Source organism: Ornithinibacillus liuyingii, from assembly GCF_055550225.1.
Genome location: NZ_JBPWOS010000012.1, coordinates 12,838 through 38,079, shown reverse-complemented (window position 1 = coordinate 38,079; position 25,242 = coordinate 12,838). Strand labels below are relative to the sequence as shown.

22 protein-coding genes, 1 pseudogene and 1 other annotated feature are annotated in these 25,242 nt (G+C 36.8%); of the genes and pseudogenes, 4 read left to right on the top strand and 19 right to left on the bottom strand.

The genetic code is table 11. From position 1 onward, the window contains the following. Positions 1-88: 88 nt before the first annotated feature. Positions 89-1,405 carry a hemolysin family protein gene (locus ACSKT4_RS15680; protein WP_186870966.1) on the bottom strand — a complete coding sequence of 439 codons (1,317 nt, stop codon included), beginning with the start codon at positions 1,403-1,405 and terminating at the stop codon, positions 89-91. Between the two features lie 283 nt (positions 1,406-1,688). Here ACSKT4_RS15680 and ACSKT4_RS15675 point away from each other — a divergent pair, with 283 nt between their 5' ends. Beyond that, positions 1,689-2,282 (top strand): YitT family protein, encoded by a 594-nt coding sequence (locus ACSKT4_RS15675; RefSeq protein WP_186870967.1) that lies wholly within the window; start codon positions 1,689-1,691, stop codon positions 2,280-2,282. Positions 2,283-2,285: 3 nt separating this feature from the next. Here the strand turns inward: ACSKT4_RS15675 and ACSKT4_RS15670 are convergent, their stop codons facing one another. Both ACSKT4_RS15670 and ACSKT4_RS15665 read right to left on the bottom strand, forming a co-directional pair. After that, positions 2,286-3,794, bottom strand: a complete 1,509-nt coding sequence (locus tag ACSKT4_RS15670) for a BCCT family transporter (RefSeq protein WP_186870968.1) — start codon at positions 3,792-3,794, stop codon at positions 2,286-2,288. A gap of 143 nt (positions 3,795-3,937) precedes the next feature. After that, a complete protein-coding gene (locus ACSKT4_RS15665) occupies positions 3,938-5,146 on the bottom strand; it encodes a C40 family peptidase (protein ID WP_186870969.1) in 1,209 nt (402 codons plus the stop codon). Between the two features lie 563 nt (positions 5,147-5,709). On the opposite strand from ACSKT4_RS15665, the gene ACSKT4_RS15660 reads away from it, so the two are divergent. Further along, positions 5,710-5,850 (top strand): hypothetical protein, encoded by a 141-nt coding sequence (locus ACSKT4_RS15660; RefSeq protein WP_186870970.1) that lies wholly within the window; start codon positions 5,710-5,712, stop codon positions 5,848-5,850. 327 nt (positions 5,851-6,177) lie between these two features. Here the strand turns inward: ACSKT4_RS15660 and ACSKT4_RS15655 are convergent, their stop codons facing one another. Both ACSKT4_RS15655 and ACSKT4_RS15650 read right to left on the bottom strand, forming a co-directional pair. After that, positions 6,178-7,134, bottom strand: coding sequence for an LLM class flavin-dependent oxidoreductase (locus ACSKT4_RS15655; protein WP_186870971.1), 957 nt, complete (start codon positions 7,132-7,134; stop codon positions 6,178-6,180). A 19-nt stretch (positions 7,135-7,153) separates the two neighbouring features. Beyond that, on the bottom strand, positions 7,154-7,759 hold the full coding sequence (locus ACSKT4_RS15650) for a DUF1836 domain-containing protein (RefSeq protein ID WP_186870972.1): 606 nt from the start codon (positions 7,757-7,759) through the stop codon (positions 7,154-7,156). Positions 7,760-7,893: 134 nt separating this feature from the next. Between ACSKT4_RS15650 and trhA the strand changes: the two genes are divergently transcribed. Then, a complete protein-coding gene (gene trhA / locus ACSKT4_RS15645; RefSeq protein WP_186870973.1) occupies positions 7,894-8,541 on the top strand; it encodes a PAQR family membrane homeostasis protein TrhA in 648 nt (215 codons plus the stop codon). 86 nt (positions 8,542-8,627) lie between these two features. Here trhA and ACSKT4_RS15640 read toward each other — a convergent pair whose 3' ends face one another. From ACSKT4_RS15640 to metG, 10 genes and pseudogenes are all read right to left on the bottom strand, one after another. Next, positions 8,628-9,389, bottom strand: a complete 762-nt coding sequence (locus ACSKT4_RS15640; protein ID WP_465823664.1) for a class I SAM-dependent methyltransferase — start codon at positions 9,387-9,389, stop codon at positions 8,628-8,630. 264 nt (positions 9,390-9,653) lie between these two features. Next, on the bottom strand, positions 9,654-10,709 hold the full coding sequence (locus ACSKT4_RS15635) for a M42 family metallopeptidase (RefSeq protein ID WP_465823663.1): 1,056 nt from the start codon (positions 10,707-10,709) through the stop codon (positions 9,654-9,656). A 95-nt stretch (positions 10,710-10,804) separates the two neighbouring features. Further along, positions 10,805-11,746 carry a hypothetical protein gene (locus ACSKT4_RS15630; protein ID WP_465823662.1) on the bottom strand — a complete coding sequence of 314 codons (942 nt, stop codon included), beginning with the start codon at positions 11,744-11,746 and terminating at the stop codon, positions 10,805-10,807. A gap of 123 nt (positions 11,747-11,869) precedes the next feature. Further along, positions 11,870-13,165: a UDP-N-acetylglucosamine 1-carboxyvinyltransferase gene (murA, locus tag ACSKT4_RS15625; RefSeq protein WP_186870504.1), complete on the bottom strand. Its 1,296-nt coding sequence runs from the start codon at positions 13,163-13,165 to the stop codon at positions 11,870-11,872. 6 nt (positions 13,166-13,171) lie between these two features. Next, positions 13,172-13,966 carry a DeoR/GlpR family DNA-binding transcription regulator gene (locus ACSKT4_RS15620; RefSeq protein WP_186870505.1) on the bottom strand — a complete coding sequence of 265 codons (795 nt, stop codon included), beginning with the start codon at positions 13,964-13,966 and terminating at the stop codon, positions 13,172-13,174. Positions 13,967-14,406: 440 nt separating this feature from the next. Continuing rightward, a complete protein-coding gene (locus ACSKT4_RS15615) occupies positions 14,407-16,638 on the bottom strand; it encodes a carboxypeptidase-like regulatory domain-containing protein (protein ID WP_186870506.1) in 2,232 nt (743 codons plus the stop codon). Between the two features lie 14 nt (positions 16,639-16,652). Beyond that, on the bottom strand, positions 16,653-16,976 hold the full coding sequence (locus ACSKT4_RS15610; protein ID WP_186870507.1) for a hypothetical protein: 324 nt from the start codon (positions 16,974-16,976) through the stop codon (positions 16,653-16,655). Beyond that, a complete protein-coding gene (locus ACSKT4_RS15605) occupies positions 16,936-17,514 on the bottom strand; it encodes an RNA polymerase sigma factor (RefSeq protein WP_186870508.1) in 579 nt (192 codons plus the stop codon). Before ACSKT4_RS15605 ends, ACSKT4_RS15610 begins: the two co-directional genes overlap by 41 nt. A 375-nt stretch (positions 17,515-17,889) precedes the next feature. After that, on the bottom strand, positions 17,890-18,651 hold the full coding sequence (gene aroD, locus ACSKT4_RS15600) for a type I 3-dehydroquinate dehydratase (RefSeq protein ID WP_186870509.1): 762 nt from the start codon (positions 18,649-18,651) through the stop codon (positions 17,890-17,892). A gap of 425 nt (positions 18,652-19,076) precedes the next feature. Then, positions 19,077-20,719 (bottom strand): annotated as a pseudogene (metG, locus tag ACSKT4_RS15595) (methionine--tRNA ligase). A gap of 50 nt (positions 20,720-20,769) precedes the next feature. Next, positions 20,770-21,038, bottom strand: a binding site (T-box leader). A 114-nt stretch (positions 21,039-21,152) separates the two neighbouring features. Here metG and ACSKT4_RS15590 point away from each other — a divergent pair. Continuing rightward, a complete protein-coding gene (locus tag ACSKT4_RS15590; protein WP_186870510.1) occupies positions 21,153-21,293 on the top strand; it encodes a hypothetical protein in 141 nt (46 codons plus the stop codon). A 530-nt stretch (positions 21,294-21,823) separates the two neighbouring features. Here the strand turns inward: ACSKT4_RS15590 and ACSKT4_RS15585 are convergent. The 4 genes from ACSKT4_RS15585 to ACSKT4_RS15570 all read right to left on the bottom strand — a co-directional run bounded on the left by ACSKT4_RS15585 (position 21,824) and on the right by ACSKT4_RS15570 (position 25,166). Beyond that, positions 21,824-22,000: a type II toxin-antitoxin system antitoxin gene (locus ACSKT4_RS15585; RefSeq protein WP_186870511.1), complete on the bottom strand. Its 177-nt coding sequence runs from the start codon at positions 21,998-22,000 to the stop codon at positions 21,824-21,826. Positions 22,001-22,012: 12 nt separating this feature from the next. Beyond that, positions 22,013-22,858, bottom strand: a complete 846-nt coding sequence (locus ACSKT4_RS15580; RefSeq protein ID WP_186870650.1) for an SPFH domain-containing protein — start codon at positions 22,856-22,858, stop codon at positions 22,013-22,015. Positions 22,859-23,057: 199 nt separating this feature from the next. Then, positions 23,058-24,548 (bottom strand): glycerol kinase GlpK, encoded by a 1,491-nt coding sequence (gene glpK / locus ACSKT4_RS15575; protein ID WP_186870512.1) that lies wholly within the window; start codon positions 24,546-24,548, stop codon positions 23,058-23,060. A 51-nt stretch (positions 24,549-24,599) separates the two neighbouring features. Beyond that, positions 24,600-25,166, bottom strand: coding sequence for a glycerol-3-phosphate responsive antiterminator (locus ACSKT4_RS15570; RefSeq protein WP_186870513.1), 567 nt, complete (start codon positions 25,164-25,166; stop codon positions 24,600-24,602). Positions 25,167-25,242: the final 76 nt, after the last annotated feature.

The following is a 25,242-nucleotide window of genomic DNA, read 5'->3' as shown; positions in this document are numbered from 1 at the left end:
CCTGCGCGACCTGGAAAATTTCACACGACAGAATTGATTTCGGATAAAAAATACACTGTGATTAACCTCACAGTGCATTCCATATCTTCTATTCCTCAGCATCATCTTCCGTATTAACTTTTGATTCTTCAGGTCGAATGATGCGTATTTTCTTCACTTGATACCCGTCAATTTCTTCCACGATAAATCGGTAACCTTCATGCCCCACCGTCGAACCTACACTTGGTTCAACTGTATGATTGATAATCCAACCGGCAATGGTATCTACTTCATTTTCATCTAAGTCAAAATCAAAGTACTCATTAATTTCATATAATAACACTTTACCATCTACTAGGATGGATCCATCTTCTTGTTCTTCAATCATCGGTGTTTCGTTTGCATCAAATTCATCACGAATTTCACCAACAATTTCTTCTAGAATATCTTCAACCGTGATTAAACCAGCAGTACCACCATACTCATCCACAACTATCGCCATATGAATTCGTTCCTTTTGCATTCTTAACAAAGCTTGCTTAATCGGTGTAGATTCCGACACATGAAGAATTGGACGAATATGTGGTTCAATAGATTCTTTTTCACTTGTAATATGACCAGTAAATAATTCTTTTATATTTATTAATCCTATAATATGGTCTTTATCCCCATCCGCTACAGGATAACGTGTGTATTGACCATCACGGATAACATTGATATTGGTTTCATAGCTATCTTCTTTAAAAAAGCACACCATTTCTGTACGTGGAACCATAATCTCTCTAGCAACACGTTCATCAAATTCGAAAATATTGTTCACGTACATCATTTCAGCTTTATTAATCTCACCATTTTTGTAGCTTTCAGAAAGGATTAACCGTAGCTCTTCCTCTGAATGGGCATCGTTTTCTTGTATAGATTTTAATCCAAATAAACGAACTATTAATTTTGCTGTGATATTTAAAATGAACGTAATAGGATATAAAATAAATCGGACTAATAATAAAGGCTTTGCAACAAATAAAGCAATTGGTTCCGCTTTATTCGTCGCAATCGCCTTCGGAACTAATTCGCCGATTACGACACGGAAAAATAGCACGATGAAAAAGGCAATAATAAATGATAAGAAACTAGCTAAACTAGCCGAATCAATATTCTCAAAAAAATGATGAAAGGCTCTTTCTATAGAACTTTTGCCAAGCCAGCCAAGTCCTAATGCCGTCACCGTAATCCCAATTTGGCATACATTAATATAAGCATCCAGATTGTCATCGATTTTTTTCAAGCTAACCGCTCTCGAGCTGCCTTCTTCAATCAATTGGTCTATTCGACTAGAACGGACCTTCACAATGGCAAATTCGGTTGCTACAAAGAATGCGGTTAAAAGAATCAATGCAGCAACCCAAAGTAAGTTAACTATATCCAATTAGTATCCTCGTATCTTTAGATACGGAGGATTTCACCTCCTGATTTGTCTTTAAATTATTCCGTTCTGTTTCGTAGATGATCCATCCTATGGGACATCCATTCATCTACAAGACTCCAATTAAAAAACAATACGTTTACCTTCCCATCAGAATCACCTACCTCCCTAGGATAATTATATTCTATATAAAACAATCAGTCTACAAAATTATATTGTGACTTTTCATCATATGGACAAGTCATTCATACAATAAGATGAAGGCTAAGATGAGGTGGTTTTTAACTTGATTCAGAAAGCTTTAGCAGTTATAATTGGTAGTCTATTTATAGCGATTGGCATTAACTTTTTTGCTATTCCACATCACCTACTGGATGGGGGAATGATTGGACTTGGCTTAATTGGGAAATATGCCTTTGACTTTCCACCTGGCTTAACAATTATTATATTAAGTTTCCCTCTTTATATCATTGCATTTTATTATAATCGGGATTACTTTTATAATGGCGTACACGGACTATTAGTTTCTTCCTTTCTAATTGACTTCTTCCGCTCTTTCCCACCGGATTCGTCCACTCCTATTTGGGTAAGTAGTATTTGTGCTGGGATAATGATTGGAATTGGGATAAGCATTATGTTGATTAATAATATTAGCACCGGAGGGTCTGATTTATTAGCATTAATTGTAGCTAATATAACCACCATTAATGTCGGGCTAATTATTCTACTGATTGATAGTTTGGTAATCCTTTTTGGTTCTATCGTTATTCCAGAAACAAAGATTTTTTACTCTGCAATAGTAGTGACCGTTGGCGGTTGTACTACATTTATCGTAACGAGCTATTTTAAGCCAAAGAAAACAGCTACTAAGGATAAGTAGCTGCTAAGATTCTTTGCCGTCTCTCTTATTTGTTTGATTTGCTTTTAGAAGCTTTATAAAAGCAATCACGATCAAAATTAATACAATCGTAAACGGTAACGCTGAAATCAAGGATGCTGTTTGTAGCGCATCTAATCCCCCTGATATTAGCAACACAACGGCAATTGCAGTAATTAATACTCCCCAGACTATCTTTACGAATAATGCAGGGTTCAAACTACCCTTAGAAGTCATACTACTTAAAATGTATGTAGCAGAATCAGCAGAAGTAACGAGAAAGGTAAAGATTAACAAAATAGATAGGATTGTTAGGACAATGGAAACTGGCATCACCCCAAAAGTTTCAAATAGCGCTACCGCAACATCTTCATTGACCGCTTCAGCAATTTTGGTACCATTATTTAAATCACTATAAAGTGCTGTACCACCAAATGTGGCGACCCATAAACATGCTATTGCAGGAGGTACAAAAAGCACCCCAATTACAAATTCACGAATGGTTCTTCCTCTAGAGACTCTCGCAACAAACGCTCCTACAAAAGGTGACCATGCAATAGCCCATGCCCAGTAAAATATAGTCCAATCTCGAACCCAGCTTCCACCTTGATATGGTGTCAAGCGAAGACTGTATTGAATAAAATTGGTAAGATAATCTCCTAAACCAAGTACAAAAGAATTTAATATAAATACTGTTGGACCTGCAAAGAAAACAAACAATAATAGTAACAGGGCAATACCTAAATTAATATTGCTTAACCATTTTATCCCCTTATTTAACCCGGTGCTGGAAGATAATAAATATAATACTAACATAACAAGGGCAATAATTAATTGAAGAAACGTGGAATTTGCAAAACCAAACGTACTGGAAATTCCACCTGTCATCTGAAGAATACCGAGTCCTAATGATGTTGCGACACCCATAACCGTTGCAATCACAGCAAAGGAATCAATTGCATTGCCAACTATCTTATTCTTCCCAACAACTGGTCGTATAGCTGTTGAGATAAGCCCATTTTTTTCTTTTTTAAATTGGTTATAAGCAATGATTAAGCCAACAACTGCAAACACAGACCACTGGCTAATCCCCCAATGAAAAAAGGAATATCCCATAGCCACTCTAGCAGCTTCTTCTGACTTACTCCCTAAATCAGGAAATGGCGTTAAAAAAAAATGCGACATCGGTTCAGCGACACCCCAGAATACTAAACCTGAACCGAATCCAGCTGAGAATAACATACCAATCCAAGTGAAAAAAGGATATTCAGGGCGGGAATTTTGTGGGCCTAATCGGATCTTTCCATATTTACTGATGGATAACGTGATTAAAAATAAGATGAAAGCAAATACTACTAATAAATAAAGCCAACCAAAATTAATCGTCGTAAAACGAAATAATACTTGTGCAACTTCACCAAAACGTTTTGGAAAAAACGCCCCTAATAGGACAAGTAATAATATTATCGATCCTGACACATAAAATACCGGATTATGATAGGAATGCTTTCTCATAATTTATCCTTTCCTAATTAAAGATTTGATTAGATAAGGATTATTCTTCTACATTCCAGCTATTTTATTCTTGAAACAAAAATGGTTATAAACTAAAAAAGGGTCAAACTTTATAAAAAGTTTGACCCTTTTTATCATACTAATTAGTTTGCTACTCGGCGTACATGTCCTTCAAAATGATCTTTCCAATACCCTGAAGACATATCCGCAACAGCTAATCCTGTTGAATTTTGCGCTCCAATAAATTTACCATTTCCTAAATAAATTCCTACGTGTCCATTAGTCTTATATGTATCAAAGAAAACTATGTCACCTGGTCGGGCATCACTGTAAGAAACTTTAGTACCAACTGACTGCATTGCGGCAGTGCTAGAAGGTAGTGAAATTCCTGCTTGTGCATAAGCCCATGATACAAATCCTGAACAATCAAATCCACCAGGACCTTTTCCACCCCATACATAAGGAGTTCCTAAATGAGGATATCCAGCATTAATAGCTACTTGTGCTGCATTACTTGCTGCAACAGGTGCACTTTGCTTAGATTCTGTTTTCTTACTTAGTTGGGTCAATGAACCGTCAGACTTAGTAGAGTTGTTGTTCCCACTTGAAGCAACAACTGGATTAGATGCGGCTCTTTGGGCAGCTATCTCACGATTTACTTGTGCTTCAATTGATGCTAGTTGACTTGCTTCTAGTTCTAAGTCTTCAATCTTTTTCTGAATACTTTTTTCTTTTTTACTTAGTTCTTTCTTTTTAGCATCGTTTTGTTCTTTTTGAGCTAAAATCGTTTCTTGCATACCAGCTAATTCTGTTTGTAACTCAGATAACTCGTCTAGCTTTTCAGCTACTTTTACTTTATCTGATTCTAATTGGTTAATAAGTTCTTGATCTGATGACGTAATTTTATTCACTGCTGTTACGCGGCTAATAAAATCTGTAAAGCTTTGAGACCCGAAAATCACATCTAAGAATCCAATATTACCACCATTCTTCTGGTAGTTAACCATTCGGTTACTTAGAATTTCAGAACGTTTTTCAATTTCTTTTTCTAGTTCAGCGATTTCATCTTCAGTAGTTTTAACCTTATCATTGGTATCATCAATCATCTTCTGGTTCGATTCCAATGCCTTTTCAACTTGCTTAATTTCTTCATTAAGCTCATCTAATTCTACTAGTACTTCCGCAACTTCCGCTTCAGCTTTCGACAATTTACTTTCAACTTCTGAGCGCTCGTTTTGAACCTCTGCTTTCTTGTTCTGTAAGTCCGTTTCTGCATAAACAGTATTGATGGTGAAACTACTTGTTAAACCAACTACTGTTACTGTTGCTAGGGTAATGAAAGACTTTCTCATTTCGTTCCTCACTTTCTAGACATCCGACTAGTCTACTAAGTCTATTTATGTATCTTTCTACTCTATTATTTCTAGTATTAGTTAAATAGAATTATAGCATCACTTAATTTCATAAGTATTATTGTTATGTTACAAATAGATTTCAAATAATAGTACTAGGTACTAAGACGGATGGGAAATAGTAATAATGATAGAAATAAGAAATGAGAGTTGAAGTACTAATTTGATGAAGAGTGAATGTGGTTAAAGACTTGCTGTAGTCGCGTTTGTCCCCCGTATTTCACTTTCAGTATATATATCAAATCTTCTCTAAAAAAACACGAACACGTTAATAAAAGAAATTAACGTGTTCGTTATATATTTCCCGAGAAATTTTTATTTTTGACATATAACTACAATATTCACAAACAGAAAATACTAGTCTTTGATATATTATGACGATTTACTTACTGAACCTTTTTACAATAAATAGCCAACCAAATAGTAATAACACTGCTGCGATAATTAAATATCTAATAATTGCGTAAATATCCATAAAGCCTATTATTTCTTACCAATAGTTATTGAATCTAATAGTATTCGCTACCATTCAAGGTGATAAAACAGTAGATAATGAAAAGATACATACAGAAGAAATTGGAGAAAACGAGAAGAAAATAGAAGAAAAACCAAAATGGCTGGAAATGACTTTACTCGGGAAGTAGATATGCGATTCCTGGTAGATAGATTAGCTACTCAAGGACTATCGTTGCAGAGTCTTCCTAGCACTTTCCCACAGCACCAGGGCGACTTCTGCTCAGAAAAGACCTTCGCAGTGTCTTCCTAGCCTTCGGGTGGTGAGGTGGGTCTTGTTTATGGGGAGGGTCACCATACTGTCCCCTCTTTAGTCAATGTACGGATTCGTATGAACTCGTCATCATTATCATTTGGTTTATCTTCTAATGGTTTTATTTATGTTATGAAAATCCTATTCATTATGTATTATCGTGAAATAACGTCACTCGAAAACATTTTTCACGAAAATCAATATACTAGTCTATTATCGCTTCTGCTAAAAGCTCATATGACTTATTTCTTGTTTCATAATTTGGAGTATTGGTTAGAATCATGAATTCATCAACCATATGTACTTGCTGAAGCTCCATTAATGCCTCTTTAACTTCTGCTTGATTTCCAATAATCATTTTTTGGCGAGCTTCATGAAATTCTTCTTGTTCTTCCTGCGATAAAGCAGTCGTAACCTTCTTCGATTTTCCCCACATGAAGCTCTCTAACGCAAGTTGCTCTGCTTCCTCTGTGGATTTAGCACAATATATAGAAACCGCCATTATAATTCTTGCTTCCTTATCAGGATACTCCTCTTTGAATATATTTCGATAGGTAGTAAGGATCGGAGCAGCGTCCTGATCACTCATGAAATGACCAAATGCATAGTGCATTCCTTTTTTAGCTGCTAAGACAGCACTCTTATCACTAGTACCTAGAAGCCATGGTACTGGCGCTAAGTCTGGTACTGGTGTTGGTTTTACTTTTGAAAACATATGGTCCTTAGGAAAATTTTGATATAAAAAGTGTAACAACTCATCTATTTCCTCTGGCATTTTACGAACATTTTCCAAAAAGTTACCAGACAATGCAATAGAGGCTTCTGCAGATCCACCAGGGGAGCGTCCAATACCTAGATCAATACGACCGGGATATAGGGTAGCAAGCAGATTAAATGCTTCGGCAACTTTAAACGGCTTATAGTGCGGTAGTAACACAGCCCCTGCTCCAATTCTAATTCTTTCGGTGTTCATGCCGATAGCTCCAAGCATGACTTCTGGTGCAGGACATGCTAGTCCATTTAGATCATGATGCTCAGCAATCCAGTAGCGGTGATATCCTAATCGTTCACCAAGTTGGGCCAGATGTACTGATTGAAAAAGCGCATCCTTTGGGGTTGTATCCTGAGCAATTGGTGCTTGATCTAGTATACTTAGCTTCATACTTTTCACCTTCTAATCCTTATTTCTTATTATCTTTTACCTTTTCTTTTTCTTCCTTTACTCGTGGAAGACCATCCACTAATTTCTCTGCTAGTTTACGGTAATAATTACTCATGTTTACTAACGAAGCGATTAAAAGCACTTGTTCTAAGTAATCAGAATCCACATCTTCTAATTTTGATACTTCCTGAGATACCTCATCTTGACATTCTTTAATATCCCCAAGAAATCGTTCTACATTATTTTGTGAAAGCGTTAAGTAGCTTCGATAGATCTTTTCTACATCAAAATCCTCTTCCATTATTTTTTCATTCAATTTATTTAACGTTACCTTTATATCATGAATGGAAAGTGCGCCTTTCAACTGATATATCAGGCTTATTAGGATAAGATGGTTCTTCGAGTATTTCTTATTTTGAATTGGGAAGAGTAGCTTCCCCTTCGCGTAATTATTAATCATCGTTTTCGTTAATACTTTTTCTTGCTCATGACGTTTCGATTTTTCCAGCTTACTTTCAAAAATTTGTATGACCTGATCCATATACAATCCTAAATCAGGCATTTCTTCTAGCAATAATTGATTATCTAAATGTAATTCTTCTAGTGACTTATCTATATTTTCCAATAGCAAAACCCTCTATATCATCATTTTTCTACATTATACTTTACAATTACTTAAAAAGTAAACCTTGACTAGATGATGAAATGGGTGTATCGTAATATGTAGTTATTAAAACTACATTAAAGGGTGTTGTTAACATGAAAACCTATATTCGCGAACCGATTAATGGATTTACTCATCTTTTTGGAGCTGTACTTTCTTTTGTTGGACTATTAGCACTGGTTGTTAAAGCTTCTATTGATAGTGGTTCTCCACTTGCCATTGCAGCAGTTATTATTTTTGGTATAAGCTTGATTCTACTCTATTCAGCATCAGCGACCTATCATATGGTAGTAGCAAAAGATCATATTATTGCTTTCTTAAGAAAGATTGATCACTCTATGATTTTTGTATTAATTGCCGGAACTTATACTCCTATATGTTTGATTGGTCTCGGCGGGAACTCTGGCTGGGTTGTTTTTTCAATTGTAAACGGACTTGCTTTATTAGGGGTTTTATATAAATTAATTTGGTTTAAAGCACCTCGTTGGTTATCAACTGCAATATATGTATTAATGGGCTGGCTCATTGTTTTCTTTAGCCCTTCACTAGTGGATGTCATCTCCCCTATTGGAATGACTTACTTAATTCTTGGCGGGGTATCCTATACGGTAGGTGCAGTCATTTATTGGTTAAAACCAAAGTTTCTCGAATTTAAACATATGGGCTTTCATGAGATATTTCATATTTTCATATTAATTGGTAGTCTATTTCACTTTTTGTGTATCTATTATTACGTATTATAAAATAATGAGTAGCCACAGGGTTGGCTACTCATTTTATTTTGTAGTTATATCTTTCCATACCTACAAATATATGCGAAATAAATTGGTTAATCCTTACTCGCGACAGCTTCAAACGTAATTATTTCACTTGATTTCGTAGGGTATTGTCCGTGCGTATAATCTGCTGAAATGATAATATCTTTAAATCCAATCTGCTCTAAAATCAGTTTAAACTCCTCTACCCCGTACCATCGAATTGGAAATCGCTCTAGTTCAGTTTGAATCAGCTTACCATTCTGCCATTTCTCGTAACGATTATGTGTAATTGTATATTGGTTAACAGCGTCCACTTCAACTAATTTACTCTCTAGTGTGATCATACCCCCATCGTTTGTTTCCCAAGTTCTTGTCGTTACGTTGGTAGTCGTTAAGTCATTCGGTAAAAAGATGTCTATAATTAGTCTTCCCCCATCTTGAAGATGGTAATAGAAATTTTTTAATGCTCTTAGCGAATCTTCTCTATTATGTAAAAGTAAGAATGTTCCAGTTGGTACAATAATAGCTTCATAGTTTGCTTCTAATGAGAAAGACTCCATATTCGCTTTGAATACGTTTGGATTTAGTCCTCTTATGTCACAATTGTGCCTACAAATGGTTAACATTTCTTCTGAAACATCAAATCCGTCTACCTTGAAGCCTCTTTCTAATAATGGAATTAGAATTCGACCAGTGCCAACTCCAGGCTCCAATATATTTCCTGTACAATCTTCTATTCTTTCACTATAAAATTCTACATCCCCGAATGAAAGTCCAATATATTTATCAATATCATATACCTCTGAAGAAAGCTTACTGTAATAACCCAACATAAAATCTCCTCCTTCTTTGATCTATAGACATTTTTTAAATTTCTCTTCTCACATTGATATAGGTAGATTCACTTTGAATTCTAGTCCTAACCTCTTATTGCTATAACATTATGTTTCTAAAGTAACCATTTATTACTGTATGAATTCATTTTACCATTAACTTCCACTCAAATGCGTGGTCTTTTCAAAAAAGTCACACTTCTATTTTAGAATAATTTTCATCCATTAAAAAAGGCATCCTATAAGTAGCATGCCTTTTTCCAATTAATACGATATCATTTCTGATAACACATATTGATATACTAATTTTTCCGTATTGATAAGTGACTTTTCATGTGTCCGCTCAAATGCATGGGAAGAATCAATTCCTGGACCAATTAATCCGTGGACAATGTCGTGACCTGATTTAATAGCAGCTGATGCATCTGATCCATAATAAGGATAAATATCTAGCTTGTAACCAATACCATGTTTCTCCGCTAATTGTACTAATCGTTGACGGAAGCCATAATGATAAGGGCCTGATGCATCCTTTACACAAATCGATACCGTATACTCGTCAGTTGACTGACCATCACCCATCGCTCCCATATCCACAGCCAAATATTCTACTGTTTCTGGAGTAATGTTTGAATTACCACCATACCCTATTTCTTCGTTATTAGATATTAAGAAATGTGTTGTATATGGTAAAGTGATATTTTCTTCTTTAAGCCTCTTTATAACCTGTAATAAAATGGCCACACTAGCTTTGTCATCTAAATGACGCGATTTTATAAAGCCATTATCAGTAAGCTCGACACGTGGATCAAAAGAAACAAAATCTCCAACCTCAATGCCAAGATTACGAACCGCTTCGGCATTATCAACTTCAGCATCAATTCGTACTTCCATATTATCCTGGTTTCGTTCTGTCTTCCCTGTATTTCTATATACATGAACCGAGGTTTGGTGCATTAAAATGGTACCTGTTAACACGCTGCCACTAGAAGTGTGGATTTTGCAGTATTCTCCCTCGACATAGTTATATGGAAAACCACCAATTAAATCTAATTTAAGACGTCCATTGCTCTTCACTTCTTTTACCATTGCACCAAGTGTATCGACGTGTGCAGTCAGAAAGCGGTGCTCCTCATCATTGGCGCCAGGAACCGTTGCAAGTAACCCACCCTTCCGAATCCGTTTTGTTTTAACGTCTAACTTTTGTAAGTATTCCTCTGTATACTGAATAACATTTGCGGTAAATCCCGTAGGACTTGGAATTGACACTAGTTGCTTAATTAATTCTTTTGTTTCTTGAACATTTGGATATATCGTCACCACTTCTACTCCTCTCAAATTCATATACTAATTTATATTGTAACGCGACATGTGATGAATGAACAGGCAAATTCCTAGTAATTCAAGGAATAATTTTATCGATAGCTTTCAATTAATTGAATTTTTTCTTCATATAGATTAGCTAATTGGTTCTGTAAATAGGTATTCTCCGTTTTTAACTTAGCTAATATGCGTCGTACTTGTAATAGCTGGTCCCCAACTTGGTCAATTGAATCATTAATCCTACCCTGAACCATCCAATCTACAATTAATCCATCGATGAAGAAATCTGCAAACTTTAATAAACCTGGCATATCTGTGTCAACAGGTATCATTTCATCTATATCCAATAATTCCTTCTGAAAATCTCTCATTCGTGACTGGGCAATATGAATATACTCGGAAGCATCATCCATTCTACTATGTTTTATCGCTGTAGAAATCATCCCACCACCAAACATATCAAGTGTCCCCCACTTAGAGGCAGAACTCAGTGATTCTTGCGCATTATGAAGTGCTTGCTCAGCATATTGGCCAGCTTGAATTGCTTCATTAAATTCCTTTAAGTAAGCTTGTATATCCCCTTCTTTTTCACTCAAGCGATATAATTCGTCAGCATATCGAGAGTGACCTTTCTTTATGAGATGTTCCTTTTTACTAAGCAAATCCTGATACAACTCTTCACTATTCCCTACTTCAGCAAGTCTGTTCTGAACATTCAGAATCGAATCCATAACCTCATCTCTCGTCTTTTCTGCTTCTTCTAATTGTAATTGAACAGCTAATACCTCTCTGTTTTCTTTATCTAATTTTTCATATTTTGTCCCTGTTATGGTAGAGAAGAAATTAGCAATATGAAACCCTTCTAATCTTCTTACATCGGCCTTTTCTTCCATCAACTGGGTGTTTAAGCGATTTATTGTGTTTTCAATTTCGGAGAGTTCCGAGTAGTAATTTTGAAGCTGTGACTCAAGTTTATATTTCTGCCGAATCTTACCTTTTACTTGAATGATTTGATCATTTAAATTTAAAATCATCGAAATCCCCCTTTGCTTTCGCTAACTATACATACGATTAAGCTAGTAAATAGTTTCAAGGTTAATCCTATCCATCCTCAAAGCGAAAAAAGGAAGCGCACTTATGCTGCACTTCCTTCTGTCCTACTGCACTTCACCAAAGAACTGGTGGTTAGCCCCATATGGAATCGTTTCTTTTGTAATGTAAACTCCTAAGGATTGGAACGCTTCTACAACATCTTCATACCCGCGTTCAATATGATCCACTCCAGTGATAAAAGTAGTCCCTTCCGCTACCATTCCAGCAAGAATTAACGAGATTCCAGCTCGAATGTCCGAAGTCGTGACTATCGCACCTTTCAAATTACTTTTTCCTTTTACAAAAGCAACACCTGAGCGCACTCTGATGTCTGCTCCCATTTTTCGTAATTGCCCAACATGTTTAAAACGATTTGGGTAGATTTTTTCCGCAATAATACTTTTACCAGTTGCCTGGGTTAATAAAGTCGTCATTGGTTGTTGTAAGTCTGTCGGAAAGCCTGGATACATTCCAGTCCGAATTCGAGAGGCACGTAATTTACCCGTTGAATGAGCTGTTATTGCGTTTTCCTTTACTTCTATCTCTATTCCAATTTCTTGTAGCTTCGTTAGGCATGATCCTAAATGCTCCGGGATAACATTAGTAACCGTCACACTTCCTCCTGCTACTCCTGCACCGATTAAAAATGAGCCGGCAATTAATCGATCTGGAATCACCCGATGGATACCACCCTTTAAGTGATTTACCCCAGTTATGCGAATCGTGTCGGTTCCAGCACCACTAATATTAGCTCCAAGTTTATTAAGAAAAATAGCCGTGTCAATAACTTCTGGATCCCTTGCTGCATTCAGTAATACGGTCTCCCCCTTCGCTCTCACTGCTGTTAACATAGCATTTATTGTAGCTCCAGATGTAATCGTATCGAAATAAATTGTTGCACCACGTAATTCTTTTGCTTCCACTACATAATAATCTTGGTAATAGGTAAAGGTTGCTCCTAGCATTTCTAGTGCCTTTATATGCTGATCAATTGGGCGACTAACAAAATCATCGCCGCCAGGATAACCAACGGACACTTTTCCATACTTAGCCAATAATGCTCCTACGAAATAATAAGCTGTTCTGAAAGAGGATGACTTCTTCGGATTGAAATCCGTTGCCGATATAAACCTAGGATCAATCGATATATCCCCTGTAATTTCTCGTTTTATTTTAAGGCCAACTTCTTCTCCCATTTCTCGAATCACTCGAAAATCAGCTATATTAGGTATTCCTTCGAGTATAATCGTTTCATCCGAAAGACAAGCTGCCGCTAACAAAGCTAGTGAACTGTTTTTAGATCCTGGAATTTGAACAACACCGTTTATAGTAGGTGAATAGTCTACACGAATTGCTTGCAACTAGTATCACTCCTTAGTGGAAGTCGTATTGACAATAATAATTTCCGCATTTGTTTTCTCAATCTCTTGAATTACTTTTTCTGATGCTGCTTCGTCTGTAATAATTAAATCAATTTTATCTATGGGGACAGAAGTAATAAACATATTTTGTCCGACTTTTTCATTTGGGGCTAAACATATATTTTTTCTTGATACCTCTGCAACTTTACGAGCAAATGCCGCTCCTTCAGGTGTGGCAGTGCTAATTCCACTCGCAGTTATACCGCCACCTGTCATAAATCCTATATCTAACGAGAATTTACTCATCATTTCGATAGCAAGTATATCAATCATACTGCCTGCTGATTCTGCTCGTAATTTGCCTCCAATTAAGTAAGCGGTAATATTTTTTTGTTTACGTACTGATTCAGCAATTTTCATGGAGTTCGTCACTAATGTAAACGGAATGTCTACAGGAAGGTGCTTCAACATCCCATATTGGATTCCCGCTCCACCAATAAATACAGTATCATGCTCCTGAATGTAGGAGGATGCAAGCTTGGAAATAGCATCTTGATGAGGTTCTGGTATACCGTATCTTTTCGTTTCAGAGGATGGTAATGTTCTTACCTTTTGAAGTGGTTTTAATGCTATAGCTCCACCATAGGTTTTTTGTAATAATCCTTGATTTTCCATCATGGAAAGGTCTCTTCTTACTGAATCCACGGAAATCTGGAACAAATCCGCAAGTTCTTTAGCAATTACTCTACCATCTTTTTGTAGAATTTCAAGTATTATTTGCCTACGCTCCTCTGCTAACATCTAGATTACTCCTCACCATTCTTTCTCGAATACGTTACTTTCATACTATGCTTTGTTGTTCTGTTTCGTCAATACTTTTTCATTATTATTCATGTTATTTCTGTTTTTATCTGTTTTATAAAAAAGTAGAGGCTGGGACAAAAGAATTTATCTTAAAGGAAAAACCGAATGATGAGCAAAGACCACGCTCCGGAAATATACTTGCGGTTGCTTCCAGCACAGGGGCGACATCTGCTCGATAAAACCTTCGCAGTGTCTACCTTGTACTTTATCACAGCATAAGTGCGACATCTGCTCGAAAAAACCTCGCAGTGTCTTCTTTACCGCCGGGCGGCTGCCTTAGCCTCCCCGCTTTCGTCTACGTATATTTCCGGAGCTAGTATCATGTATCATTCGGTTTGTCATTTAATTCTTTTCGTTATGTCCCAGTCTCCACCTGTTTAATTTACATCATCTAGCGCGTTAATAAAATTTTTTAGATTAGTAAATTCCGTCTCGCTCCGCCATTTCGTCAATTCTTCTTCCTGATTAGCAAAATATAATGTTAAGATTTCTCTCATTTCTTGATGATATGCCTTACTCTGCTTACTTTCTTCTGCCATTTTGCTAACAAGCTGTACCCAGTTGGGGACTATTTCCCCGTATCCGTATGGTGGATACTCTATAGCAATTTCTAATGCATGATTGAAATCATCATTTAAGTATAATTCATTAGCTAACCAATACCCTACATATCGATTATCCCCTTGTTTAGCCATTGCTTCTGCAAACTGGCTACTTGCCTCACGATGTTGTCCTTTCATCATTAAAACAGTAGCATATAGGGATTGATCGTATTCATCAAGAATATCAACTTGCTTCCTATATAATTCAAACCACTTATGAAATAATTCCCAATCTCGCTGATTGAAATAATACAGAAATACTTCATGAATGTTAAAGGGGCTTGGTGCTTTCATCGCTAAATCTTCCATATAGGAAATTGCCAATTCATCTCTATCATGTATATGGTCTTCTTCTATCCCGATTAACCGAATAATCATTCGTAAACTATGCAAATCATCCGGATTTTGTTTATAGTTTTCCTTGTATTCGTTTAGAGCTTCTTGTATTTTTCCATCTATTAATAATTGATCTGTTGTCGTTAGTTCTCGTTGTTTTAAATAAAAGAAAGGTAGATTACCATATGATTGATCATCTAACAGAGCGCCATCACTTTTAGTAATTATTTTGCCGTTTTCATCATAGGCAGCCACCTTCCAATAATAACGATTTTCTGGGTGTGTGTATGCTAATAATGATTTAGGGCTTACTATATCAGTATCTCCAAAAGCTACCCCGCCCTGTAAATTATAAATATCCTCTACTGGAATATCTGCTTGAGATTCTTTAATATTCGAAATGGAACCCGTCCCAATCCAGCCACCATCTATTTCATAACCAAATCCTAACTCATAGTAGGAAGCACCTTCTACTTCTTCCCATTCAAAGTGTACTGTATTATCCACTAATTCTTCCTCGTTAACTGGCGTTTTAATAGCAATAAGTTTCTGTAAGGTTATATCATAGGTAACATCATCCTTGCTCCCATCGATTGCCACCGTATCATACATATCTGTCACCCAAGTCCATCCACTAATTTGATCATAATGAATACCAATGGCTAATTGATAATTATTCGGTATGACTCCTTTAAACTCATAATATCCATCGTTATCTGTAAGGGTTTGATATTTTTCATCTGGTCTAATAGTATGATTTTTATCACTTTCTTCTTTTAAGAAAACGCCAATATTTTTTAACGGGGTACCATCACTTTTTACTACCCTCCCGGAAATCTTAACTACTTTCCCAACACCGCCTCGTGCTTTTAGAACACTCAAAGTTTGCTCCAATGATTTCAATCGTTGATAATAATGATTGTATTCGATAGTTGTCTCATCATCACTGTCTGACCATTTTTCTCGTTCAATTTTATAATCTTCTTCATATTGCTTTATCGCTTTTGTAACCTCTTGATACGCTTCTTCACTGTCCCCTTGTTGAAGAAGCATTTCCGCTTTCAATTGAGCTAGCTGTGCGATGCTATCTATTTGAAGTGTTTTGGAGTTTTCCTCCATCTCTTGGCTATATTGATTCACTTCTTCCCATTGGCCATGATTCTTAGCTATTCGTATACGTTCTATAAGAAGCTCTTCCCGCTCATAGGAATAGTTATTCGATGCTAACCTAGTAGATACTTGATATAACGTACTTTTAGCCTTTTCTACTTCTCCAATACGTTCATAATAAAAAGCTAACGTCTTCGCAGCGGTCACTAAATTCTCATTTAACGGCCCATTCTCCACAAAATCTATTATGAACGGAAGCTTTTCCTCCCAACTAAAATCCATAACTCTCGCTTCAAGATCTTCCCATGATGTCATAGATGGACTAATATAGATATCAAACTTACCGGTATAACCATCTTCTATCATATATTGTTGAATAATCTCCCATTTTTTATTAATCGATGTAGTAGATAAAAGCTCAAGAATTTCTTGTTTATCCTCAACCTTACCTGAAATTATTTTCTTTTCAGCCAGATATAACTCCAGATTCGGGATAATGAAAGTCATCAATAATGGAATGAAAGTTAGTATACTTACGGCAGCTATAACTAAGTGCTTCACCTTGACCCTAATCTTCACCTCTTTTCACCGCCCCTCTGATTAGATTCCCAATAAAAATACCCCGAACCGTCGACGTGTTTAATCGAATCGGAAGCTCCTTCGTCTGGTCGCTGCTCTATTGATTTTATTGCTGGATATCCCATCACTACCATAAACAGGACAAGCACTACACTTATCGGTACGAGAGGTATATAAATCTCTTTATTCCAAAGCTTAAGGAGCTTCTGTTTCCAAGTAGTCGGATAAACATGATTCAGTACTTGTTGATGGTTAGTAAACTGAATATGTTCCATTTCCTTATCGAGTTGGCCTTTTAATTGCGCTTTCGTTTTCTTCAAGAAATTCCTCTCCCTTCACCAAAATATCCTTCAATTTTAACCGTGCTCGCTTAAGCCTCGATTTGATTGTATTTTCCTTTTCCTTTGTATACTCAGCAATTTCGCTAATTTTCATTTCATTAAAGTAAAACAATGTAATCACTTCTCGGTATTTATAATCAAGCTCATGTATTGCTTCGCTTAAATTAGCATTCCATATCCACTCCATTAATTCTTCCTCTGGGGAAAGCGTGGTCTCATCTTCATGAATTTCGTCACTCTCGAAAGCTAGTATAATATTTTTCCAGCTCCATCGACGCATCCGAGTTCGGCAACAATTCATCACAATAGCGGTGAGCCAGCTTTTTAATTTCGCAGGGTCTTCTAGCTGCCTAATCTTCTCATAGGCAATGACAAATGTATCCTGAACGGCTTCCTCTGCTGTTTGATGGTCCTTTAAAAGTAGATAGGCTGTTCGTACTAAATAGTCGCCATACTGGTTCATTAATTCTATAAGTGCACTTTCCTGTTTATCTTTTAACCGGTCAACAAGATGCAAGCTGGCTCCCCCTTTCTGATACTTAGATGCTACTAGTTTAAATTAAGTTGCAACATATCTGTAAAAAATTATAGCATGCCCCTGTTTAAAAGCTTAGTGCGTCCGCTTTGAGCCGTACAGACTGACTAAGCCGTAGCAGATAAAGGAAATACAACGACCGTAGGGAGGTGATGTTGACTTATCGTACAGAGTTGAGGGAAGTCTACTAGTCTCAGGCTCCCGGAACTAGACATCTCTGCTTATACATTCTTATCACGATAAAAAAACACTCTTCCATAAGGAAAAGTGTTACTACTTTACATTAATTTGCTAAATCAATATGAATTTACCTTATGAGTGCAGTCTGGTTAGCCGTCGTTTAGTTGAAAAATTATGCTAACTATATTTATGAATAATAGCTAATACTTTTTTTAATTCTGAAACCGGTATTTGACCTGGTGCTGACTCAGATACACCGGAAGCGAATGTCGCTACAGAACCAAATACGTGACAAGATAACCTACTTATTAATCCATCTCCTCCCATTGAGATGGTAATGAATGGGCGATCGGCATATTTTTCCTTCATTATATTTGTAACCTCTAATAGGGTAATAACATCTTCCTTGTTTTTCGGCATTACCGCTATTTTCGGAATATCTGCCCCAAGATTTTGCATATCTATCAGACGAGAGATAATTTCTTCCTTCTTAGGCGTTTTTTGAAAATCATGATTAGACAATACAACATACACCTGATTTTCTTTTGCAGAGGAAACTAGTCTTTTTACCATCATATCATCCAAGAACAGTTCGACATCTACCATATCAGCCACTCTTGATTGAATCACTTTTACCATTAGCTGTTCATAATATTCTAATGGTATTTCCTTATTACCGCCCTCATGAATGGTTCGAAACGTGAATAGCAAAGGCACATTCTTTACTAATTCGCTTATTTTCCCAAGAGCTTTCATTACCGAATGTAAGTCTTCTACAAATTCAAAAGTATCCGCTCTCCACTCGATTATATCCGGCTCCATGGCCATGACTTTTTCTATCTCAGACATTAGTTCCTGCTCAGAACTACCTACAATTGGTACGATTATTTTCGGTAATCCTTCACCAATGGTAATATCACGCACTTTAATGGTTTGCATCTTTTTGTCTACTCCTTGCTTACACAACATATTACCATATTAATCTATTACGATTATCTAAGTAAAGTATAGTTGCTATAGTGTGATTTACGTGTATTCGAAAGTTTATTAACATGTTGTCCGGGGTGTGTTGCGCGGGGGTGACTGGATCGTGGGGGGTCTTGGGGTTCGTTCGGGGGTCCTGGTTTCGCGCGGGGGTCCTTAATTTTCGCGCGAACTACCTCAAAAATCGCGCGAGGATTCTTAATTTCGCGCGGACTCCCATGATTTTCGCGCCGCCTTTCTCAAAAATCGCGCGAGACTTTATCTGTCGCGCGATTAATGCTAAACGTCGCGCGTTTCTTAATGAAACTCGCGCGAAAATGATTGTATATTGCGTGAGTTTTATAGGATTTACTCCTTGTTCAATACGTACCCCTAATAGCTTATGCAGTTTCAGAGCTTTCCTTCAATCTAGTAACCTCTTCCTCAATTCGCTCCACATCTATTCGTTCAAATAACGGGTATATCTTCCTTAGAGTAAACGTTGTATACGGTATTTCACCCCACTTTTCCCCCTTAAATCCTAACATTCTTTGTATAGCCTCACTTGAAAAAGGTAGAAACGGAAACAACACTTGAGCAAAATTAACAATCATATAGACACAGGTTGCGAGAGAATCTTCACATGCTCTCCTATTTTCTTTCACTTGAATCCACGGTTTTTGTTTATCAAAGTATTTATTAGCAAAGCGAATACAATGAAATACCGCTTCTATCGCTAGCTTAAATTGTGCCTGCTCAATCAACGTTCCAACTTCCTGATAAAGCTTACCTATTTTTCCTTTTACTGCATTATCCACATGACCATTTGGTGTTACACCATCAAATGACTTTTCAACAAACTTTAAGGTCCGATTTACAAAGTTCCCATAAGCACCGAGTAATTCGCTATTATGACTGTATATAAATTCCCCTCCACGAAAAATCAGCATCCCTGCTTTCAGGAGCATTCGCAATTAAAAAGTATCGAATAGAGTCGGGATGATATCGTTTTAACAAATCTGGTACCCATATAGCCCAGTTTCTGCTAGTCGATAGCTTCTTTTGCTCAATCGTTACAAATTCATTAGACACTATTATAGGTAGGAAGTGGATTTTTATTAATACTCTTTAGTATGGCTGGCCAAATAATCGAATGAAATGGAACATTATCTTTGCCATGAACATAATAAGCAATCGTGTTTTCATTCCAAAACTCCGCTTCGTCTCTTTTGTTTTCCAAAGCCCACTGCTTACTTGCTGAATAATAACCTGTTACCGCCTCAATCCAGACATAAATTTTCTTCTCTTCATAGCCCTCCACTGGAACCGGTACACCGTTTGGAAGGTCTCTGGAAACTGCTCGATCTACCAATCCTTCTTTAACATAACGCCCTGATAAATGAACCGCATTCTCTCTCCATGTTTTATTTATCTTAGCTTCCGATATATATTGTTCCAGCTCTTTTTGTAATGAGCTTAATTTATAATAAAAATGTTCTGTTGATTTTATAATTGGTTCATCGTCACATGTCTTACAAGCTTTATTTCTAAACTCAATTGGGTTCAATAAATTAGAGCAATAATCACATTGATCTCCACTAGTCTCCGCATTACAATGGGGACAAGTACCCTCAACAAATCGATCTGGTAAGAACTGTTCACATGTTTCACAGAAGCATTGTTCCTCCTTCTTTTTATAAAGCCAACCCTTTTCCAGCAGTTGTAGAAAAACCTTTTGCACCACTTCATGATGTAATCCCGTGTCCATTCGGGTATAACAATCATACGAAAATCCTAACTGATCAAAGCTCTCTTTAAACTCTTTATGATACTTTTCTGCAATCTCTTTTGGCTTTACCCCTTGTTGTTTCGCTTTAATTGCTATTGGCGTACCATTGCAATCACTTCCAGAAACATATAAAACCTCCTCTCCTTTTAAACGATAATACCGTGCTAATACATCTCCCGGTAATAAGCTAGAAAGATGGCCAATATGCAAGGAACCATTCGCATATGGCCAAGCGCCACCAATAAAAATACTCATCCTTTTTCCTCCTCATAAAAAAAATAAAAAACCCTCGTCCCTAGACAATGTCTAAGGACGAGGGTTAGCTCGTGTTACCACCTTAATTCACTAATAATTCACATTATTAGCCTCAGTAAGTACGGAGTGTAGATACACACTTATACTCTGACATTTGTAACGAGTGCCAAATCTCGTCAGGGGCCTATTTTCAAATATGAAAAGTCGACTCTGAAGCCCCAAGGCCATTTTCAATCAACTATTTTCTGCTTCTTTTCAGCTACCGAAGCTCTCTGGGGAGAAAACACAATTGATTTACTTTCCTCTTCATCACCGTTAAAAGTATTTTTATTATTATGACATATACGTTTCGTTTTGCATAGTTTTTTTCACAGTTACAAAAACATAGCTCCATATTTCTAGGTAAAGATAAAGATAAGGAGGGTTGATATAGATGGAAAAGCAACAAAATAAGAAACAGAGCAACAAAAACACGAAAAGTTATAGTAATCAGGAAAAAGATCCAGCGTTAACTAACTTATCCCAAGTATTAACTAGCAGTAAATATCAAGATAAGGATAATGAAGATATGTAGAATCCCCATGTGAAAAGTCTCAAGTTCTCTTTATGAACTCCATATATTCAATGAAAGAATGCAGCAACAAGGAGGGGAGTTACTACAGAAAGACATTACTCCCCTCCTTGATTTCTTCGTTCGATTAACTAATATTCTTTTCACCCCTACCCTTAGATTAACTTCAGTGCTGAACGCACTTTAAGGGCACTGACGAACCTTCTCTGTTCCTAGTTTCACGCGGAATTCCTGGTTTCGCGCGAGGGTCCTTAATTTTCGAGCGAACTACCTCAAAAATCGCGCGAGGATTCCTATTTTCGCGCGGGCTCCCATGAATTTCGCGCGGCCTTCCCCAAAAATCGCGCGAGACTTTATCTGTCGCGCGATTTATACTAAACGTCGCGCGTTTTTTAATGAAACTCGCGCGAAAATGTTAACTTTTACAGAATTTCACGCACCTCACCTAAACACCAAAGTTCAAAACACTGTGGCGTTCTACATGGCTTTCTATATAAGAAAAGGAGCCTTAATTTAAAAGCTCCTTCTCAATCTTATTCCCCTTCACTATCTTCCTGCTTCTTCGGTAGTCTTCCTGCCTTTTTCATAGCCTCTCTAAGCAAAAACTCTATATGACTATTGACACTGCGAAATTCGTCATTAGCCCAAGATTCAAGGGCTTGGTACAGTTTCGGATCAATGCGTAATGGGAAATTCTTTTTTTTCGTCATCTTATCACTTCTCTATTGGTATAGTGAACCTGTATTAATGACTGGCTGCGTGCCGTGGTCTGATACAATAGAAACAAGAAGATTATTGATCATAGCAACTCTACGCTCATCATCTAAATCTACAATACCTTCTTTTTCAAGTCGTTCAATCGCATCCTGTACCATACCCACTGCACCATCGACAATTTGTTTACGAGCAGAAATAATGGCACTCGCTTGTTGTCTTTGTAGCATCGCTTGGGCAATTTCGGTAGAGTATGCTAAATGGGTTAACCTTGCCTCAATAACCTCAACACCTGCCACACGTAATCTATCTTGTAATTCTTCCGTTAACTCCGAGGAAACTTCTTCTGCATTTCCCCTTAAAGTTAATTCATCAACCTCAAAATTGTCATATGGATACTTTGTTGCTACAGCACGGATAGCTGTTTCACTTTGGATTTCAACAAATTGTTCATAACGGTCTACATCGAAAACAGCTTTTGCTGCATCAATAACTTTAAATACAATTACTGCTGCGATTTCGATTGGATTCCCATTAACATCATTTACCTTTAATCTATTGCTATTAAAATTTCGTACACGAAGCGAGATAGTTTTTCGTACAGTAAATGGAATCGTCAGTACAATCCCTTCCCGTCGAATTGTCCCCATATATCTACCAAGAAAAATAACAACAACAGATTGATTAGGTTGAATCATAGTTATACCAGATCCTAGCACAATAGCTAACACAATCAAAATCCCACCAAGGATAAATTGCTCCTCTACAAAGCTAAATACCGTTCCGGCAATTAACCCTGCAATGACAAGAATCCCAAGATAACCATTCATTACCCATGCATTTTTCTCTTTAATCCCACTCATAACCAATCCCACCTTTTTAATAAATATCGTTCTTATATCACTATGATATCATGTTTATGAATTTTCGCAAATCTTTTTTCTCGTTTTCACATAAAAAAACTCACACGGTAATTCATACGAGACGAATTGCCAATGTGAGTTCAGATATATATTTTTTTCGAACAAATAAATCTTATTTCCATAATGAACGTTATTTATAATTCATCGTTGCATGTACTGCCTTTTTCCATCCTTTATAAAGGTTCTCTCTTTTCGATTCTTCCATTTGCGGTTCGAATACGACATCATAATTCCATTGGGATGCAATTTCTTCTTTACTTTCCCAGAACCCTACCGCTAAACCAGCTAAATATGCTGCCCCTAATGCTGTTGTCTCCTTTATAAAAGGTCGTTCAACAGGAACATTTAAAATATCACTTTGGAATTGCATTAGGAAATCATTCTTAACACTACCACCATCTACTCGTAATGATTGTAAGGATATTCCAGAATCTTTAAGCATAGAGGTCAATACATCTTTCGTTTGATATGCTAGTGACTCTAGTGTAGCCCGAATAAAATGCTCTTTTGTTGTTCCACGAGTCAAGCCAAATACCGCACCACGTGCATCACTATCCCAATAAGGCGTACCTAATCCTACAAATGCAGGCACTACATAAACTCCTTCTGTTGAGGAAACCCGTTTAGCATATGTTTCACTGTCAGCAGCATTTTGAAACATACGCATTCCATCCCGTAACCATTGAATAGCTGAACCTGCAACAAAGATACTTCCCTCTAAAGCATATTCTACCTTACCGTCAATCCCCCAAGCTATCGTCGTTAATAATCCATGCTTAGATTGAACCGCACGCTCACCAGTATTCATTAACATGAAGCAACCGGTACCATATGTATTTTTAACCATTCCTTCTTGAAAGCATGCCTGACCAAATAAAGCTGCCTGCTGGTCACCTGCCACACCTGCAATTGGAACATTTTGCCCAAATAAATGATAATTGTCTGTCGTTCCATAAACCTCGGATGAGGAACGAACTTCTGGTAGCATGGATTGTGGAATAGTTAACATATCTAATAACTCTTCATCCCATTTTAATTCATGAATATTAAACATCATCGTACGAGAGGCATTAGAATAATCTGTTACATGAACTTTTCCACCAGTAAATTTCCAGATTAGCCATGTGTCGATTGTTCCAAATAAAAGCTCACCCTTTTCTGCTCTTTCCCTCGTTCCTTCAACATGATCTAGGATCCATTTTACCTTTGTTCCAGAGAAGTATGGATCCACTAGTAGGCCCGTTTTTTCTCTAATTAGATTCTCATAGCCATTGTCTTTTAATTCCTGACAGATTGCTTCTGTTTGACGTGATTGCCATACGATAGCATGATATACCGGAGTTCCAGTATTTTTATCCCAGACTACTGTTGTTTCGCGCTGGTTCGTAATGCCAATTCCAGCGATTTGTTCTGGTTTGATATTCGATTCTACTAGCGATGTAGCGATGACAGATAGCACTGATGCCCATATTTCATTCGCATCATGCTCTACCCAGCCCTGCTTTGGAAAATATTGATTGAACTCCTTTTGGGCTATATGTACAATTTCGCCTTGTTTATTAAAAATAATGGCACGTGAACTTGTCGTACCTTGATCAATTGCTAATATATATGTATCCATTTCGAAATCCTCTCTTTATTCCTATCTCTCTCTAATTGCAACATGAAAACACTAATTGGGATTTGGATTAAAATAATCCCAAAGCTCTTTACTTGAAGTCGTAATAGTTGTTGCACCAGCATCTATTGCCTGTTGTACCTCTTCAATGGTTTCTATAAATCCACTAGCGATTATTTCTTTATTGGTCTGTTGATTAAATTGACGTATGATCTTAGGGACAACACCGGGAAGTAATTCAATGTAGTCTGGGTCAGTCCGTTCAATTAATTTACTACTTCTTTCAATCGACTTCGAGTCCAACAAAAATATTCGTTGAAAAGTCTGTACCCCTTTTTGTTTTGCCTTCATAATAACATTTGGCTTTGTCGAGATAATTCCATAGGGATTGAACTCCTGACAAATATATTCTGTAGCATATTCATCTGCCTTTAATCCCTGTACTAAATCAATATCAAGTAATAAAAGTTTCTCATGCTGTTTAGCAAATTGAAAAACCGGTTTCAATCTTGATATATGCGCATTAAGTATAGCAAAATACGAATAGCTATATTTTGCTAATTTATCAACGTCTTTCATTTCTCCAATTACAGGTATGATAGGCTGCCCCTTAAAATTCATTTTCTCACCCCTTATCAAGTTGCTATTTTGTTCTGTAGATTAGAAGCAAGCAACTTTACAACGCTTTCACAATTTT

What these genes read in the sequence shown, in the direction of transcription:
- ACSKT4_RS15670 (WP_186870968.1), bottom strand. Translation starts at nt 3,794, where the DNA reads ATGAGAAAGCATTCCTATCATAATCCGGTATTTTATGTGTCAGGATCG.
- ACSKT4_RS15665 (WP_186870969.1), bottom strand. Translation starts at nt 5,146, where the DNA reads ATGAGAAAGTCTTTCATTACCCTAGCAACAGTAACAGTAGTTGGTTTA.
- ACSKT4_RS15655 (WP_186870971.1), bottom strand. Translation starts at nt 7,134, where the DNA reads ATGAAGCTAAGTATACTAGATCAAGCACCAATTGCTCAGGATACAACC.
- trhA (WP_186870973.1), top strand. Translation starts at nt 7,894, where the DNA reads ATGAAAACCTATATTCGCGAACCGATTAATGGATTTACTCATCTTTTT.
- ACSKT4_RS15640 (WP_465823664.1), bottom strand. Translation starts at nt 9,389, where the DNA reads ATGTTGGGTTATTACAGTAAGCTTTCTTCAGAGGTATATGATATTGAT.
- ACSKT4_RS15630 (WP_465823662.1), bottom strand. Translation starts at nt 11,746, where the DNA reads ATGATTTTAAATTTAAATGATCAAATCATTCAAGTAAAAGGTAAGATT.
- ACSKT4_RS15620 (WP_186870505.1), bottom strand. Translation starts at nt 13,966, where the DNA reads ATGTTAGCAGAGGAGCGTAGGCAAATAATACTTGAAATTCTACAAAAA.
- aroD (WP_186870509.1), bottom strand. Translation starts at nt 18,651, where the DNA reads ATGCAAACCATTAAAGTGCGTGATATTACCATTGGTGAAGGATTACCG.
- ACSKT4_RS15590 (WP_186870510.1), top strand. Translation starts at nt 21,153, where the DNA reads ATGGAAAAGCAACAAAATAAGAAACAGAGCAACAAAAACACGAAAAGT.
- ACSKT4_RS15585 (WP_186870511.1), bottom strand. Translation starts at nt 22,000, where the DNA reads ATGACGAAAAAAAAGAATTTCCCATTACGCATTGATCCGAAACTGTAC.
- glpK (WP_186870512.1), bottom strand. Translation starts at nt 24,548, where the DNA reads ATGGATACATATATATTAGCAATTGATCAAGGTACGACAAGTTCACGT.
- ACSKT4_RS15570 (WP_186870513.1), bottom strand. Translation starts at nt 25,166, where the DNA reads ATGAATTTTAAGGGGCAGCCTATCATACCTGTAATTGGAGAAATGAAA.